General features: G+C 65.1%; 15 protein-coding genes. 9 read left to right on the top strand and 6 right to left on the bottom strand.

What is annotated here, in order from left to right; genetic code table 11:
• The first annotated feature begins 38 nt into the window (after nucleotides 1–38).
• Nucleotides 39–755, top strand: a complete 717-nt coding sequence (gene rph, locus ACM9ME_RS01510; protein WP_415641636.1) for a ribonuclease PH — start codon at nucleotides 39–41, stop codon at nucleotides 753–755.
• Nucleotides 752–1,351 carry an RdgB/HAM1 family non-canonical purine NTP pyrophosphatase gene (gene rdgB / locus ACM9ME_RS01505; protein WP_415641635.1) on the top strand — a complete coding sequence of 200 codons (600 nt, stop codon included), beginning with the start codon at nucleotides 752–754 and terminating at the stop codon, nucleotides 1,349–1,351. The genes rph and rdgB overlap by 4 nt, the downstream gene beginning before the upstream one ends.
• Here rdgB and ACM9ME_RS01500 read toward each other — a convergent pair.
• A complete protein-coding gene (locus tag ACM9ME_RS01500) occupies nucleotides 1,306–1,950 on the bottom strand; it encodes a CAP domain-containing protein (protein ID WP_415641634.1) in 645 nt (214 codons plus the stop codon). The two genes, rdgB and ACM9ME_RS01500, sit on opposite strands and share 46 nt — an antisense overlap.
• Before the next feature lie 38 nt (nucleotides 1,951–1,988).
• On the opposite strand from ACM9ME_RS01500, the gene hemW reads away from it, so the two are divergent.
• The gene (hemW, locus tag ACM9ME_RS01495) at nucleotides 1,989–3,125 is read left to right on the top strand and encodes a radical SAM family heme chaperone HemW (protein ID WP_415641633.1); all 1,137 of its coding nucleotides are present in this window, start codon (nucleotides 1,989–1,991) and stop codon (nucleotides 3,123–3,125) included.
• Here hemW and ACM9ME_RS01490 read toward each other — a convergent pair.
• The gene (locus ACM9ME_RS01490) at nucleotides 3,122–4,294 is read right to left on the bottom strand and encodes a penicillin-binding protein activator (protein WP_415641632.1); all 1,173 of its coding nucleotides are present in this window, start codon (nucleotides 4,292–4,294) and stop codon (nucleotides 3,122–3,124) included. The two genes, hemW and ACM9ME_RS01490, sit on opposite strands and share 4 nt — an antisense overlap.
• Before the next feature lie 14 nt (nucleotides 4,295–4,308).
• Here ACM9ME_RS01490 and rsmI point away from each other — a divergent pair, with 14 nt between their 5' ends.
• The 4 genes from rsmI to ACM9ME_RS01470 are packed head-to-tail and all read left to right on the top strand — an operon-like array spanning nucleotide 4,309 to nucleotide 6,860.
• Entirely contained in the window at nucleotides 4,309–5,139 is an 831-nt protein-coding gene (gene rsmI, locus ACM9ME_RS01485) for a 16S rRNA (cytidine(1402)-2'-O)-methyltransferase (protein ID WP_415641631.1), read from the top strand.
• Nucleotides 5,114–5,482, top strand: coding sequence for a YraN family protein (locus ACM9ME_RS01480; RefSeq protein ID WP_415641757.1), 369 nt, complete (start codon nucleotides 5,114–5,116; stop codon nucleotides 5,480–5,482). Before rsmI ends, ACM9ME_RS01480 begins: the two co-directional genes overlap by 26 nt.
• Nucleotides 5,483–5,491: 9 nt before the next feature.
• Nucleotides 5,492–6,442 (top strand): glutathione synthase, encoded by a 951-nt coding sequence (gshB, locus tag ACM9ME_RS01475; RefSeq protein ID WP_415641630.1) that lies wholly within the window; start codon nucleotides 5,492–5,494, stop codon nucleotides 6,440–6,442.
• 37 nt (nucleotides 6,443–6,479) lie between these two features.
• Nucleotides 6,480–6,860, top strand: coding sequence for a hypothetical protein (locus ACM9ME_RS01470; protein ID WP_415641629.1), 381 nt, complete (start codon nucleotides 6,480–6,482; stop codon nucleotides 6,858–6,860).
• Here the strand turns inward: ACM9ME_RS01470 and ACM9ME_RS01465 are convergent.
• The gene (locus ACM9ME_RS01465) at nucleotides 6,857–7,711 is read right to left on the bottom strand and encodes a tyrosine-type recombinase/integrase (protein WP_415641628.1); all 855 of its coding nucleotides are present in this window, start codon (nucleotides 7,709–7,711) and stop codon (nucleotides 6,857–6,859) included. The genes ACM9ME_RS01470 and ACM9ME_RS01465 overlap by 4 nt on opposite strands.
• A gap of 81 nt (nucleotides 7,712–7,792) precedes the next feature.
• Between ACM9ME_RS01465 and ACM9ME_RS01460 the strand changes: the two genes are divergently transcribed.
• Nucleotides 7,793–8,452 carry a DUF2490 domain-containing protein gene (locus tag ACM9ME_RS01460; RefSeq protein ID WP_415641627.1) on the top strand — a complete coding sequence of 220 codons (660 nt, stop codon included), beginning with the start codon at nucleotides 7,793–7,795 and terminating at the stop codon, nucleotides 8,450–8,452.
• Here the strand turns inward: ACM9ME_RS01460 and ACM9ME_RS01455 are convergent.
• Nucleotides 8,449–11,001: a TonB-dependent receptor gene (locus ACM9ME_RS01455; RefSeq protein WP_415641626.1), complete on the bottom strand. Its 2,553-nt coding sequence runs from the start codon at nucleotides 10,999–11,001 to the stop codon at nucleotides 8,449–8,451. The two genes, ACM9ME_RS01460 and ACM9ME_RS01455, sit on opposite strands and share 4 nt — an antisense overlap.
• Before the next feature lie 47 nt (nucleotides 11,002–11,048).
• Here ACM9ME_RS01455 and ACM9ME_RS01450 point away from each other — a divergent pair, with 47 nt between their 5' ends.
• Nucleotides 11,049–13,217 carry a primosomal protein N' gene (locus ACM9ME_RS01450; RefSeq protein WP_415641625.1) on the top strand — a complete coding sequence of 723 codons (2,169 nt, stop codon included), beginning with the start codon at nucleotides 11,049–11,051 and terminating at the stop codon, nucleotides 13,215–13,217.
• A 7-nt stretch (nucleotides 13,218–13,224) separates the two neighbouring features.
• Here ACM9ME_RS01450 and ACM9ME_RS01445 read toward each other — a convergent pair whose 3' ends face one another.
• Nucleotides 13,225–14,286 carry a glycosyltransferase gene (locus ACM9ME_RS01445; protein ID WP_415641756.1) on the bottom strand — a complete coding sequence of 354 codons (1,062 nt, stop codon included), beginning with the start codon at nucleotides 14,284–14,286 and terminating at the stop codon, nucleotides 13,225–13,227.
• Between the two features lie 13 nt (nucleotides 14,287–14,299).
• Nucleotides 14,300–14,557 (bottom strand): ATP synthase F1 subunit epsilon, encoded by a 258-nt coding sequence (locus ACM9ME_RS01440; RefSeq protein WP_415641624.1) that lies wholly within the window; start codon nucleotides 14,555–14,557, stop codon nucleotides 14,300–14,302.

Here is a 14,557-nt window from a genome sequence, read left to right as displayed (position 1 = left end):
CTAAGGGCGCGGTTTCCCATGAACGAGGACTGAGCCGAATGCGACCCTCCGGCCGCGCCGCAGACCAGATGCGCGCAATTACCATCGAACCCGGTTTCACCAAACATGCCGAGGGATCGGTGCTGATCAGTTTCGGCGACACGCGCGTGCTGGTCACCGCATCGATCGAGGAGCGCGTTCCGCCGTTCCTGCGCGGCAAGGGCGAAGGCTGGGTCACCGCCGAATATGGCATGCTGCCCCGCGCAACGCATACGCGCGGCAATCGTGAGGCGGCCAAGGGAAAGCAATCGGGTCGCACTCAGGAGATTCAGAGGCTTATCGGACGTTCATTGCGTGCGGTATGTGACATGAAGCTGCTCGGCGAGCGCCAGATCGTGCTCGATTGCGACGTTATTCAGGCCGACGGTGGCACGCGTACGGCGTCGATTTCGGGCGCCTGGGTGGCGCTGCGGCTGGCGATCGACGGGCTGATGAAAGAAGGCAAACTGACCGCCGATCCGCTGACCGCGCAGGTCGCAGCGGTCAGCTGCGGCATTTACGAGGGAATGCCGGTGCTCGACCTCGATTACATCGAGGATTCGAACGCCCATGCCGATGCGAACTTCGTGTTGCTGTCGGACGGCAACATCGCCGAAGCACAGGCCACCGCCGAGGGCGCGACGTATGATGAGGAAGCCCTGCTCCGCCTCCTTCGTCTCGCTCGGATCGGGTGTAACGATATTTTCGCTGCCCAATTGAAAGCCGTGGACCGGTGAGTCGAAAGCTCCTCCCCGGCCGTCTTGTCGTGGCCAGCCACAATCCGGGGAAGGTGCGTGAGATTACGGCTTTGCTCGGCGCTTATGGCGCCGAGCCGGTATCGGCGGCGGAAATGGACTTGCCCGAACCCGAGGAAACCGGGACGACGTTCGCGGCGAACGCGCTGCTCAAGGCGCGACAGGCAGCGGATCTGTCCGGGCTCCCTGCCCTAGCCGACGATTCGGGGCTTTGCGTCGATGCGCTCAACGGCGATCCCGGAATTTTCTCGGCGCGTTGGGCGGGCGAGAGCAAGGATTTCGGTGAGGCGATGCGCCGCATCGAAGCCAAACTCGGCGACATCAAGGATGCGCCACGCGACGCGCATTTCGTGTGCGCGCTGGCTTTGTGCTGGCCCGATGGTGGCGAAGTCGAAGTCGAAGGTCGCGTCGATGGCGCGTTGGTCAATCCGCCGCGCGGCGACCGGGGCTTCGGCTATGATCCGATGTTTGTGCGGTCAGGCGACGACCAGACGTTTGGCGAGATCGATCCCGACCTCAAGCACCGTATTTCTCACCGGGCGGATGCGTTCGCCAAATTGGTCGGTTTGGTCTTCTGAGCGAAAACGTCCCCGCCATAGACGTTGCCGGCGGGGAAATAGCGGCAGACCAGGAAATCGTCGTCGGCATTGCTGGCCACAGCGCAGCCGACCTGGCGCGTGCCGCCCCAGATCATCTGCGTATAGTGGCCGACATCGTGCCACGATCCGGTCTTGCTGACCTTGGGGAAGGCGCCCGGCATGAAGTCGGCGCCTTCGTCGGACCAGCTGGCAAGCATTTCGGTATAGCTGTACGCCGAGCGTGTCCCCATCCAAAGGTTCTCACCCTGCGAAACTTTCTGCAGTTCGACACTATGATCGAACCGGCGGGTCTGCGCGAGCTGGGCGGCGTACACACCGGCGTCTGCCGCCAAGCCGGGATCCCAAGTCAGATCGCCGAGGCCAAGCGACTGCCGCAACCCATTATGTGCGGCGAGCATCGATTCGACGAACTGGCGCCCGCCGCGATCCGCCGGCTTGGCATCTTTCCATTCGGACGTCGTCTCGATCGCGCCTTCTCCGAGAAGAGCAACGGTCTGGACTGCGCCCTGGGCGCGCACGGGTGTCGAGGGATTGATGGCCGCCACGAGGGAGGCGCCGAACAATGCTAGCGCTGACATCCTCACGTTCGTACCCCCCGGTTGTGAACAAACCGTCTATGCAACCGATCGCTCTTTACGTCCATTGGCCATTCTGTGTGTCGAAGTGCCCCTATTGCGACTTTAACAGCCACGTCCGAGATAAGATCGATCAGGCGGCGTGGATGCGCGCACTCGCCGCCGATGTATTGTATGAAAACGACCTTTTGGCGGATCGAACGATCGGGTCGATTTTCTTTGGCGGGGGCACGCCCTCGCTGATGCCGCCTGCGACCGTCGCGGCAATCATCGATACCGCCGCGAAGTCGTGGACGTTCGCCGACGATGTAGAGATCACGCTGGAGGCCAATCCGTCTTCGGTCGAGGCGTCGCGTTTCGCCGATCTGGCGGCGGCGGGTGTCAACCGCGCGTCGCTCGGGTTGCAATCGCTCGACGATGCGGCGTTGCGGATGTTGGGCCGCGCCCATTCGGTCGATGAAGGGCTGGCCGCGCTGGCGATCGCGCAGCAGCAGTTCGACCGGGTGAGTTTCGACCTGATCTATGCGCTGCCCGGCCAGACGGTAGAGGCATGGGACATCGAGCTACAACGCGCGTTGGGTTTCGGCACCACGCACCTATCGATGTACGAATTGACGATCGAGCCCGGCACGCGGTTTGCGACCGAAGTGCGCGAGGGGCGCATGACGCCGCTCAATTCGGAAACCGCCGCCGGGCTGTTCGAACACACTCGCTCGGTCACCGCGGCCGCGGGTCTACCGGCATATGAAGTGTCGAACCATGCTGTGCCGGGGGCGGAGAGCCGCCACAATCTGACCTATTGGCGTTACGGCGACTATGCCGGTGTCGGCCCGGGCGCGCACGGGCGGCGCGGCGGCATGGCAACGGTGCGCCACAAGAAGCCCGAAAACTGGCTGAGTGCCGTCGAACGCAACGGGCATGGCCTAGCGAGCGAGGGTGTGCTGGCGACGGGCGATCGGGCGCGTGAGGCGCTGGTCATGGGGCTGCGCCTGACCGAGGGGATCGATCTGGCCGCAACGGCATCGCGGATCGGCGTAAAGCCTGACGCGATGCTCGACAATGCGCGCTTCGATGCACTTGTCTCACAAGGGCTGACGTGGCGCGACGGCGATCGCATCGGCGTTAGCGAACGCGGCATGCTGCTGCTCGACGCGATCCTGGCCGAGGTGGCGCGTTAGAAGCCGGTTGGGGCCGGATCGACCACGGTGATCGCACCGGCATCGACCTGTTGCACTTCCAACATCCGCTCGGCGATCGCCCCGCGGCCGAAGCGGAACGCGCCGTCGATCCCGGCAAAGCCGCCTTTGTCGCTCAGGCGCTCCTCAGGGAATGCGCTGCCCATCCGCCAGTCGGCGGCAATCTTGGTGACCAGCAACACCGAATCATAGCCAAGGCTCGCCAGCCGCGACGGCGCGGAACCGAAGCGAACGCGATATTTGCTGGCCAGTTGGCGATACAAGCCGTCGGACACGCTGGCAAACCACGCCCCTCGAAGCGACGATAGGGTGGCAAGACCAGGATCGGTATTCCACAATTCTGTGCCGAGCAGGCGTGCATTGGTGCCGCCGCCGGACTTGCGCGCCAGCGTTGCCGCCGAAGCTGCCACACGGCTGGTATCGGCGATCAGCAACGCGCCATAGGGGTTTGATCCCAAACGATTGATCGCTGCCGCCGCCGATTGGGGGCTGCGGTCGAATATCTGGATCGAGGCGACGCGTGTCCCGGCATCGCCCGCCGCCTTGAGCAACGCGCCTGACGCGCGCTGGCCATAAACGCCCGCCGGCACCAGTCCCGCGATACTCGTCACGCCGCGCCCGTGCGCATAATTGACGACGCGCGCGATCGCCTGTTCGGGGGCATAGCCCATCAGGTAAACGTGATCGCCCGCGACGCTCATGTCGTTGGAAAAGCCGACCAGCGGGACATGCGCCGCGGCGGCGACGGGCTTCACCGCGCGGACTTCTTCAGCCAGCAATGGACCGAGAATCAGGCGATTACCCTCGGCAATCGCCTTTTGCGCCGCCGCCGCTGCGCCTGCGCCGGTATCGTACACGGTCACGCGGATCAGTGCGCCGCCGGTATCGAGCACGGCCATGTTCGCCGCATTGGCGATCGAATTGCCCACTGCGGCGTTCGGACCGGTCAAGGGGGCGAGCAAGGCGACACGGTGGCGTTGCTGGTCTGTCGGCAGTCCTTGCGTGACGGGCGGTGGGGGTGCTTCCGACACGACCGCGGGCGGCGGGGGCGCAACCCGGCGCTTGGGCACCACCTGGCACCCCGCGAGAAAAGCCAGCGCGAGCAAACCGAGCGCACGCGCGGCTTTGCGCGGCTGCCGACCGTCTGTCATGGTCATCCTGTCCTATGTCTGAAAAATTATCTCCCGGCCTCTACATCGTTGCGACCCCGATCGGCAACTTGGGAGACATTACCCGCCGCGCGGTCGAGACGCTCTGTGCCGTCGATGCGGTGGCGTGCGAGGATACGCGCGTCACCGGCAAGCTGTTGCATTTGCTGGGGATCAAGCGCCCGCTGATTCGCCATGACGATCATAGCGATGCGCGTGCCGTCGCCACCTTGGTCGAGCGATGCCGCATCGAAGCGATTGCGCTGACCAGCGATGCGGGGACGCCCTTGATCTCCGATCCCGGTTACGAATTGGTCCGCGCGGCGCGCGCGGCGGATGTGGCGATCACCACCCTGCCCGGCGCCAACGCTGCAATCGCTGCACTGACATTGTCGGGCCTGCCGACCGACCGGTTTCTGTTCGCCGGGTTTTTGCCGGTCAAGGCAGGTGCGCGGGCGCAGGCGCTTGCGGAACTTGCACCGCTCCGCGCAACCTTGGTGTTTTTCGAAAGCGGGCCGCGTCTGGCCGTTTCGCTTGCGGCGATGGCGGAGGTGTTGGGGGATCGCCAAGCGGCAGTCGTTCGTGAAATCAGCAAGTTGCATGAGGATGTTCGCGCTGGAACACTAACCGAACTCGCCGCCGGAACGACCGAAGCACCGCGCGGCGAGATCGTCGTCGTCATCGCCCCGCCCGCACCGGTCGAGATCGAACAGGATGATGCCGCTCTTGATGCGCTCCTGACCAATGCCCTCACCCGCCTGCCCGTCGCCAAGGCCGCATCCGAAGTCGCCAAGGCGACCGGTGCCGACCGCCGTACGCTTTATGCCCGCGCCCTCGCGCTCAAATAAGCGCGCCGCCGAAGCGCGCGGGCGGCGGGCCGAAACCATCGCCGCATGGTGGCTGCGCGTCCACGGTTGGCGAATCCTGGCGCAGCGGGTGAAGACACGCGCTGGCGAGGTCGATCTGATCGCGCGGCGGGGCCGCACTCTGGCTTTCGTCGAGGTCAAGGCGCGCAGCACTTCCTTCGATCTGGCCTTGGCGATCGATGAACGGCGTCTCGGCCGTGTCGCCGCCGCTGCGAACTGGCTGGCGCATCGTTATGCCCACCCCGGCGACAGCATTCGCATCGATGTCATTCTGATCGGGCGGGATTGGCCAAAGCATCTCCCCAATGTGTGGCACGGCGGCTAAGGCAGACGAATGATCAAGACCGCAGCCTTTCAGATGGACCCGATGGAGACGCTGTCGATTGGCGGCGACTCTTCCTTTGCGCTGATGCTGTCGGCGCAGGCGCGCGGCATCGCCTTGTGGCATTATTCGGTCGATGACCTGACGTGGCAGGACGGTCGGCTGTACGCGATGGCGTGGCCGGTCGAGGTGCGGCGCGAGGAAGGCAATCACTTCACCAAAGGCGAGCCGCGCATCCTCGACCTTGGCCGCGATGTCGATGTCGTGTGGATGCGGCAGGATCCGCCGTTCGACCTGAGTTATATCACCGCGACACATTTGCTCGAGCGCATTCAGGGTGAAACGCTGGTCGCCAACGATCCGGCGAGCGTCCGCAACGCCCCCGAAAAGCTGTTCGTGCTCGATTATGCGCGCTTCATGCCGCCGACGATGATCACGCGCTCGCTGGGCGCGGCGCGGGGTTTCCTCGCCGAACACGGCGCGATGGTCGTCAAGCCGCTCCACGGCAATGGCGGCAAGGCGATCTTCAAGGTCGAAGCCGACGGTGCCAATTTGTCCTCGCTGATCGAAATGTTCAACACGATGTGGGTCGAGCCGCATATGATTCAGGCGTTCGTCCCCGGTGTGGTCAAGGGCGACAAACGCATCGTGCTGGTCGATGGCGAGGTGGCGGGCGCGGTCAACCGCATTCCGGGCGAAGGCGAAATTCGCTCCAATCTGGCGGTCGGCGGCACGGCGGCGAAGACCGAACTGACCGCGCGCGAAGAGGAAATCTGCGCGGCCATGGGACCGGAGTTGAAGCGGCGCGGGCTGATCTTCGTCGGCATCGACGTAATCGGCGGCGAATGGCTGACGGAGATCAATGTGACGAGTCCGACGGGCATCGTGGCGATCGACCGGTTCAACGGGACCGATACGGCGGCGCGGATTTGGGACGCCTGTGAGGCGCGCTGCAGATCATGAGCAGTTCAGCCGAAACATCGCACGAAGAAATACCCACTTGGATCAATTGGCCAACGCTACGGGGCTCGCTTTTATCGCTGGTATCATCGTTGGGATTTGGTTGACCCGCCCATCACCCCCGCTGCTAAATTCGGTTAATGGCGCTTATCGTAGCGATTGTTGCCGGGCCATCGTTCTCCGCGACGGCCAGGCTTTAATCGAACATCGGCTCATCGCCTATTCGGTTGAGCGGCTGAAAACCGGTGAATTGGTTGTAAAGCTGCCAAAGCAACTTCTTGTTTCGGGAAGCCGGGTGGTCGATCAAACGAATTCGACCGATGGCGCTTTGATCTTTGGATACGGACCGGGTCATTTCAATGTGTCGGACATTACAGCTCGCACGGAATTCCAGCACCGTTTTGACAGAGTGATAAGCTAGGCCCGTGGATGCGCGTGGCGATAGACGTCGAGCAAATGCGCCGCATCGACCGCCGTGTAGACTTGAGTCGAGCTGAGGCTAGCATGGCCCAACAGTTCTTGCAGCGCGCGCAAATCGGCACCGCGCGCCAGCAAATGCGATGCGAAACTGTGGCGCAGGGCGTGCGGCGTGGTGCGATCGCCCAAGCCGAGTGCCGCTCGCGCCGACCGCACCGCCACGCGGACGGTCGAAGGCTCCAGCCGTCTGCCGCGCATGCCGTAGAACAGTGGCTTGCCGTTCTCCATCGGCCACGGGCACGCGGCGACATAGGTCTCCACCGCCGCCCGCACATCAGGCAGCAATGGCACGATCCGCATTTTGTCGCGCTTCCCCCGCACCGCCAGCCGGTCGCTCAGAGGCAGCACATCGCCGTCGAGTGCCAACGCCTCGCCGATGCGCAACCCCGCGCCATAGAGCAACAACAATAGCGCCCAGTCGCGCGCCGCGATCCATGGCTCGGCGCGTTGTCCCGCCACATCCTCCGCCAGCGCCAGCGCATCGCCCGGCGCAATCGGTCGCGGTACACCGCGTTTGACCCGCGCGCCCTTCACATTGGGTGCCGCGCCCTCCCCGCCGATGAATTCGCAAAACGCCCGCACCGCCGACAATTCGCGCGCCGCGCTGGCGTTGCTGAGCCCCTCCGCACGCCGCGCGCCGAGAAAGGCACGCAATTCCGCCTTGTCGGGCACCCGCGCGCTGCCGAGATGTGCAGCCAACCGCTCCGCCGCCGCGCGATAGGCGCGCACGGTATGCAGCGAACGCCGCCGGTCGCAGTCGAGATGCTGGGCAAAGGCCTGGATCAACGGGTCCACGGCCGTCTGATGCCATGCGGATGCGGGCGATGACAATCGTGCGGCACTGCCGTAAGCCTCCGCAAGAAGCCGGGGGGCTGCATGCGTTGTTTTCCGATCATGTTGTTGTTTTGCGCCGCGCCTGCCTGCGCCGCGGACCAAGATGCGCAGCTCTGGACCGTGTTCAGCGCCAGCGGCAGCCTGCACAAACAGCTGGTCGGCAGTTTTGACGGCGTCGTCCGCGCCAGCCATGACCAGCATGGCGTCGCCAGCGCCGAGGGGACCACGATGCTCGGCTGGCGCTTTTCGTCCCACGCCACGCTGTTCGCGGGCTTCGGCCTGTCGCGCCTGCACACATCGCGCGGAGAGGCGACGCTGCATCGCGGGCGCCAGCAACTAACTCTCGCGCTCGGCAAGATCGGCGGTACGACGGTCGGTGCTCGCACGATGATCGAGGAACGCCGCTGGCTCGGTCTTGGCGGCACGGCTGTGCGCTTGCGCGAGCAAGTTCGCGTGACGCACCCGCTCATCGGCAAGCACACCGGCCTATTCGTTACGGCTGAGCCGATCTGGAACCTCAATTCGACCGTCTGGGGCCAGCGCGCCGGGCTCAATCGTCTGCGGTCGAGCGCCGGGCTGAGCTTCACAATCGCCAGGCGTTTGCGGGGCGAGATCGGTTATCTCAACGATTATGATTTCCGCCCGCGCCGCGCGGATCGCGAAATCCATGCGGCGCTGACGTCGCTGGTCCTGACTTTTTAAAACAGCAATTTGCGGAGCGTAATGCGCACCGTGCGGCCCAGTGGATCTATATAGCCTGGCTGATAGGCGATCGGGGTGATCCCCGTCCCGTCGGTAACACGCTGACGCTCATTGAAAACGTTATCGACGATCAGCTGAATCCGCGTACCGCGCAGCCATGGGTGTTTGAGCGCCAATGTCGGCGGTGCGCTCGCAAACACGCGGAAGCCGACCGTAGCCAAGCTGCCAAAGTTCAGATCGTCGGCGGTTAGCCCGCTCGACCCATAGACCCGCGTTGCACTCTGCCAATTGGCGGTGGCCCGAAAGCCCAATGCCGCCTTGCTGTAACCCGCCTGTACCTCGACTTCATGGCGCGGCTGTCCACCACTGCCCAGCGTGCCACCGCGCAACAAGTCGATCGGCGCCTGCCCCGCCGCGAGCGTAGCGCGGTCGGTCAAGTGGATCGTGTGATAGACCGACAGGCTCAACCGGCCCGCCCCCGGGCCGCCCGGACCGCCAAAGCCACCGCCGCCGCGCCCTCCGCCGCCGCCTGCCCGCGGTGGACCGTCGCCGGGTGGGCGTCCGCCGTCGGGCCCGCCGGGACCGCCCTGGCTGCCGAAGATACTGGTCGGTCGCTGCCCGCTTTCGCGTGCGCGCTGGAATGCCGCGCGGATCGCATCCTGCGACGCCTGCGATGCCTTGAGCGGTTTGGAGAAGTTGAACCCCCAGCGGATTTGCGACCGGTTGGTTTCGGCCAGATTGACCGTACGGGTGTCGATGCGGAACAGATTGCCCGCACCATCGCGCTGGTATCGGCCCGGAAAGGCCAATTGGCTCGCCAGCGTCGCCGGTGGCAGGCCGGTGATCGGGTTGGTCACGCTTTCACGGGTGAAATCGACCGACAGGTTCAGCTGGGTCTTTTCGAACGGGGTCCAGTTCGCGCCGATTCGGTCGGACAAACGGTTGCTGGCGCGCAGATTCGGATTGCCGCCGGTGATCTGCGTCACCGTCACCTGATTGCCGGTCACGAAATCGAACGCGCGGACGTTGGACAAAGTGATGACCGGATTGCCCAGTTGTTGCGGCGACGGCGCGGCGTCATCATCGATATGCGATGCGTTGATCGACAGGCGCGGCACCGGCGACCAGGTCAGGCCATAGCCATAAGTCCGCTGCCAGCCGAAATCGGACAGCCGCCGGACGGTCGCATTGCCGTTGATGGAGAGGTCGCCGATCGCGGACAACACGTCGTTGCGCCGGCTGGTGATCGGCAGATCGACATTGATCTGCGCGTCGCCGATCTGGCGCGACACGTTGCTGCCCGCGGTCACGCCGCTGCGCACCGAATTGCTGGTAAAACCACTCAATTGGGCACCGATGCGGGCGGTGATATTGGCCTCGCCCGCGGGCAGGCGCAGCGGCGAGCCGCTCATCGTGTAATCGAGCTTGCCGACATCCGACCGGCTGTTGGCGCGATCGGCCGGATTGCCATTGTAATAGGAAAGCGGGATCGCCGCACGCGGGTCCAGCCCCGGCGTCCCGGCCGCCACCGCCGCCTGGAATGCAGTGGCATCGAAACCGCGCCCGGTCAGCGTTTCGGCCTCATCGTGATCGTAGGTGCCGGTGAAATTCCATTGCCACTTGTCGATCGAACCCGACAGGGTCAGACCCGCCGCAGCGGAAATCGTCGAGGCGTCGGCGCCCAGCGGCGCGAATTGGTCGAAGCCGCGGGTCAACGTTACCGGCGACGCGGTCATATTATACGCGCTGTTCGCGGGCAGCGTCAGCGTACTCGATTGCAAGCCAAAAGTTCGCGTAGCGTCCGTGGTGTCGATTTGTCCGCTCAGAGTCAGTTGGACGTTGTCGGGCAGATTCTTGGCCATCAAGGCCTTCATCGTGAAGGTCTGCTGATCGGGCGCGAGCGTGCGGTAGAAGCCGCTGCCGTCCGTCAGCCCGATGCCGCGCTGCGCCTCGGTGATCGCATTGGTGTTCTGCACCTCGGCATGGATATTGAAGCGCCCGCCGCGATTGATCGTCAGCAGGTCGGCCTCGCCCTCGCCACGCGCGCCGCCGCCATCGGTGACGAGCCGGGTGCCGACCTCCGCAGTGATGGCGCGGAAACGCTGGCGCAGGACGATGTTCATCACTTTCTGATCGGCGGTGTAGCCGTATTTCAGCGCGACCTCCTCGGGCAGGATGTCGACGCGCTGGATCGCCTCGGCCGGAATCGTTGCGATTTCACGGAAACTGGCGATGCGCCGCCCCTCGAGTAGCACGACCGGGGTGCCGCCCCGCCCGCTTTGCAGTTGCGGCCCCAATTCGGTGAGGAGGTCGCCGATGCTCGAAACGCCAAGCGCGCGGACGTCGCCCGCGTTCAATTGCAACTCGGGCTTGATATCGCCCACGACCGCGCCGCGCTCCCGCTGGCCGGTGACGACGATTTCCTCACCCTCATCCTCCGCCGCGGGAACGTTGCCCGCGCCCGTCGGTGCGGGCGTGGGCGTCGTCTGCGTCCAGGCAGCCGCCGGGATCATGGTGAGTGCCGTTGCGGCGAGGAGAAGGTTTTTCATTTGAACGCCCCATTGCGGTGAGGCGATGAACGCACAATGACAGGATGATGTCCCGCGCGCGTATCCTCCTGCTCAACGCGGCGCTCGGTCCGCTCGATTACCGCGTGCCCCACGGCATGACGGTCGAGCCGGGCAGCATCGTCGAAGTGCCTTTGGGCCCCCGCCTTCTACCAGGCGTGGTGTGGGAGCCCGAGCGGATGCCGTCGGACGCGGAGGTTGGTGACAACCGGCTGCGCAACATTGTGTCGGTGTACAAGCTGCCGCCGCTGGGCACGGCGCTCCGCCGACTGATCGAGTGGACCGGGAACTATTATCTTGCGCCGCCCGCCGCCGTCCTGCGCATGGCCCTGGCCAGCGCCTCCGCGCTCGACGACGAACGGACTATCGTCGAATACCGATTGAGCGGCGAGACGCCCGAGCGGCTGACGGCGCTGCGTCAACAAGGGCTGGAGCGGATCGGCGAGCGCCAGGGGCTGGTGCGCGAGCTGGCTACGATCGCCGGCGTGTCCGACGGGGTGATCCGCGGCCTGATCAAGATCGGCGCGATCGAAGCCGTGCTGGTGCATGTCGACGATCCGTTTCCGGTTCCCGATGCGGCGTTCGACCCGCCCGAACTGACGCCGAGCCAACAGGAAGCGTCGGCGAAATTGGTCGGGGATGTCGATGCCCACGCCTTCGCGCCGACACTGCTCGACGGGGTGACTGGCTCGGGAAAGACCGAAGTTTATTTCGAAGCCATCGCTGCCGCGCTTAACGCAGGGCGGCAGACGCTCGTGTTGCTCCCCGAAATTGCCCTGACCGAACCGTTCTTGCGGCGGTTCGAAGCACGCTTTGGCTGCCTGCCCGTCGCGTGGCATTCGGGACTGCGCCAGTCGCAGCGGCGGCGGGCATGGCGGGCGATTTCGAGTGGCGAGGCGATGGTAACTGTCGGCGCGCGGTCGGCCTTGTTCCTGCCCTACGCCAAATTGGGCCTGATCGTCGTCGATGAGGCGCACGAAACCAGCTTCAAGCAGGAAGACGGCGTTCATTATCATGCGCGCGATGTCGCTGTAATGCGCGGGCGGTTCGAGGACTGCCCGGTGATCCTCGCCAGTGCGACGCCGGCGATCGAGACGCGCCAGCAGGTCGCGTTGGGCAACTATGCCGAGCTGAAGCTACCCGGACGATATGGGGCGGCGGAACTGCCCGAAATCATCGCTATCAACCTCCTGACCGATCCGCCGCCGCGCGGGCGCTGGCTGGCGCCGACGTTGGTGCAGGCGATGGCCGAGACGCTGGAGCGCAAGGAACAAGTGCTGCTGTTTCTCAACCGGCGGGGCTATGCCCCCCTCACGCTCTGCCGGCATTGCGGGCATCGCTTTCAATGCCCGAACTGCACCGCTTGGATGGTCGAGCACCGCCTCGCCGGGCGGCTCCAATGCCACCACTGCGGGCATAACATGCCGCCCCCCCAGGCCTGCCCCGAATGTGGCGAGGTGGACTCGCTGGTTGCGGTCGGCCCGGGCGTCGAACGTATCGCGGATGAAGCGCGCGAACTGTTTCCAGAGGCCAAGGTCGCTATCGTCACCTCGGACACGTTGTGGTCCCCCGCCAAGGCCGCCGAATTCGTCGCGCGGATGGAGGCGAGTGAGATCGACATCGTCATCGGCACGCAATTGGTGACCAAGGGCTATCACTTCCCCAACCTGACGCTGGTCGGAGTGATCGATGCCGATCTGGGGCTGCAGGGTGGCGATTTGCGCGCGGCGGAACGCAGTTTCCAGCAGATCGCGCAGGTCGCGGGGCGCGCGGGCCGCGGCGAAAAACCTGGCCGGGTGTTCGTCCAGACCCACAAACCCGACGCTCCGGTGATCGAGGCATTGGTTTCGGGCGATGCCGAAGCGTTTTACGCCGCCGAAACTGAAGCGCGGGCCGATGCGAACGCGCCGCCGTTCGGTCGGCTGGCCGCGATCATCGTTTCGTCGGAGGATCAGCGTGAGGCGCAGGCGGTGGCCAAAGCGATCGGCAATGCCGCCCCGCGTGTCGAGGGGATGGAGGTGTTCGGCCCTGCCCCCGCTCCGCTGGCGATGCTGCGTGGACGGCACCGTCAACGTTTGCTGGTTCATGCCCGCCGGGCGCTCGACGTGCAGGATGTGATCCGCGACTGGTTGCGCGGGGTCGATGTGCCGCGCGGTGCGCGTGTCGCGGTGGATGTCGACCCTTACAGCTTCGTGTGAGGAAGGCTTAAGTGAGCCATGGCTGCATCAGCCGTATGTGATCGTCGATCGCGGCGCCCATGCTCCACGGGGCTGCCGATGAGGACAAGGTTTGCGGATCGGCAGGGTGATCGAGTGCGGACGCGATCGCCGCAGTCAGCGCCGCGGCATCACCCACTGGCGTCGTCGCCGGGAGGGGCAGTCCGGCGAGCAATTGGGTGAGCCCCGGCGCGCAATTGGTTGCGATGACGGGCAGGCCCGCCGCCAAGGCTTCGAGCGCTACGGCTGGAAACCCTTCCCACCGGGACGGCAGCACGAACAGGTCGGCTGCGGCGTAGTGTGGTAATGGATCGACGAAGCCGGCAAAGGTGATGCGGCTGGCCAAGCCGAGCCTCGCCGCCTGTCGCTCCAGATCGGCGCGCAACGGGCCTTCACCGACCAGCGTCAGTCGCCAGCGACGATCCTTGAGGAGTGCCAACGCGTCGAGCAGCGTCGCGTGATCCTTTTGCACGGCAAGCCGTCCGACTGTGAGCAGCATCGGTTCGGCGGGGAGCGGCCCACGCGTCTCGGCCAAAGCAAGATGCGCGGATTCGACATAAGGATTGTGTACGAAGGTGAAGCGCGCGTTGGAATAGTCCGCAGCATAGGCGCGGGCATCGGCATCGCTCAACGCCAGCGTCAGGTCGACGAGTTGCGCCTGTTTCCCGAAGCGCCAACTCCGAAAAGCCTGGCCTGCGCCATGAGTGCCGGGGCGGGCGACTGGGTTGGTAATCTTGGCAATCGAGGCGGTATCGCTGCGCAAACAGGCGAGCGCTACGGGGAGGTTGCTTTGGTTGCCTGCCGATAGCAGTACTTTTGGTCGATGGGTGCGGACCGCATTGCGCAGGGCGGGCACCTGCGCCGCCAGCGCGAGGCCGCGTTTGCCCCGTGATGCCGGAACCATCCGCACCGGCAGATCGGGCGCGATCATCCGGGCGTTGGGACCGTCCGCGCGGGCGAGCCATAACTCGGTCGAATAGCCCCGCGCGCGAAATCCGTTGGCGAGGAGGATAGCGACCCGGTCGAGCCCCCCGTCGGAAGGCTCGAACAGGTGAACGGCGATGTCAGGCCGCAGCAGCCGCTTCCGCCAAAACCGTCAGGCCGCGTTCATTGACCTCGGCGAAACCGCCCGAGACCTGGACCAGCTCGGGTGTCGCGCCGTCGGTCGCGTAGATTTTGAGCGGGCCGTCGCGCAGCACCGTCATGAACGGCGCATGGTGTTCGAGCACGCCGAAATCGCCCTCCACGCCGGGCACGGTGACCATATAAGCCGCGCCCTGTCGGACCAGCCGTTCCGGCGTGACGAGTTCGTAAGTCAGCAT

It is taken from the genome of Sphingomonas antarctica (genome assembly GCF_965137005.1).
Classification (GTDB): Bacteria; Pseudomonadota; Alphaproteobacteria; order Sphingomonadales; family Sphingomonadaceae; genus Sphingomonas_O; species Sphingomonas_O antarctica.
Note: the sequence above shows the minus strand (reverse complement) of the source record. Positions and strands in the feature narration are given on the sequence as shown.

What these genes read in the sequence shown, in the direction of transcription:
- hemW (WP_415641633.1), top strand. Translation starts at nt 1,989, where the DNA reads ATGCAACCGATCGCTCTTTACGTCCATTGGCCATTCTGTGTGTCGAAG.
- rsmI (WP_415641631.1), top strand. Translation starts at nt 4,309, where the DNA reads ATGTCTGAAAAATTATCTCCCGGCCTCTACATCGTTGCGACCCCGATC.
- ACM9ME_RS01480 (WP_415641757.1), top strand. Translation starts at nt 5,114, where the DNA reads ATGCCCGCGCCCTCGCGCTCAAATAAGCGCGCCGCCGAAGCGCGCGGG.
- ACM9ME_RS01460 (WP_415641627.1), top strand. Translation starts at nt 7,793, where the DNA reads ATGCGTTGTTTTCCGATCATGTTGTTGTTTTGCGCCGCGCCTGCCTGC.
- gshB (WP_415641630.1), top strand. Translation starts at nt 5,492, where the DNA reads ATGATCAAGACCGCAGCCTTTCAGATGGACCCGATGGAGACGCTGTCG.
- ACM9ME_RS01450 (WP_415641625.1), top strand. Translation starts at nt 11,049, where the DNA reads ATGTCCCGCGCGCGTATCCTCCTGCTCAACGCGGCGCTCGGTCCGCTC.
- ACM9ME_RS01490 (WP_415641632.1), bottom strand. Translation starts at nt 4,294, where the DNA reads ATGACAGACGGTCGGCAGCCGCGCAAAGCCGCGCGTGCGCTCGGTTTG.
- ACM9ME_RS01455 (WP_415641626.1), bottom strand. Translation starts at nt 11,001, where the DNA reads ATGAAAAACCTTCTCCTCGCCGCAACGGCACTCACCATGATCCCGGCG.
- ACM9ME_RS01500 (WP_415641634.1), bottom strand. Translation starts at nt 1,950, where the DNA reads ATGTCAGCGCTAGCATTGTTCGGCGCCTCCCTCGTGGCGGCCATCAAT.
- ACM9ME_RS01440 (WP_415641624.1), bottom strand. Translation starts at nt 14,557, where the DNA reads ATGCTGACTTACGAACTCGTCACGCCGGAACGGCTGGTCCGACAGGGC.
- rph (WP_415641636.1), top strand. Translation starts at nt 39, where the DNA reads ATGCGACCCTCCGGCCGCGCCGCAGACCAGATGCGCGCAATTACCATC.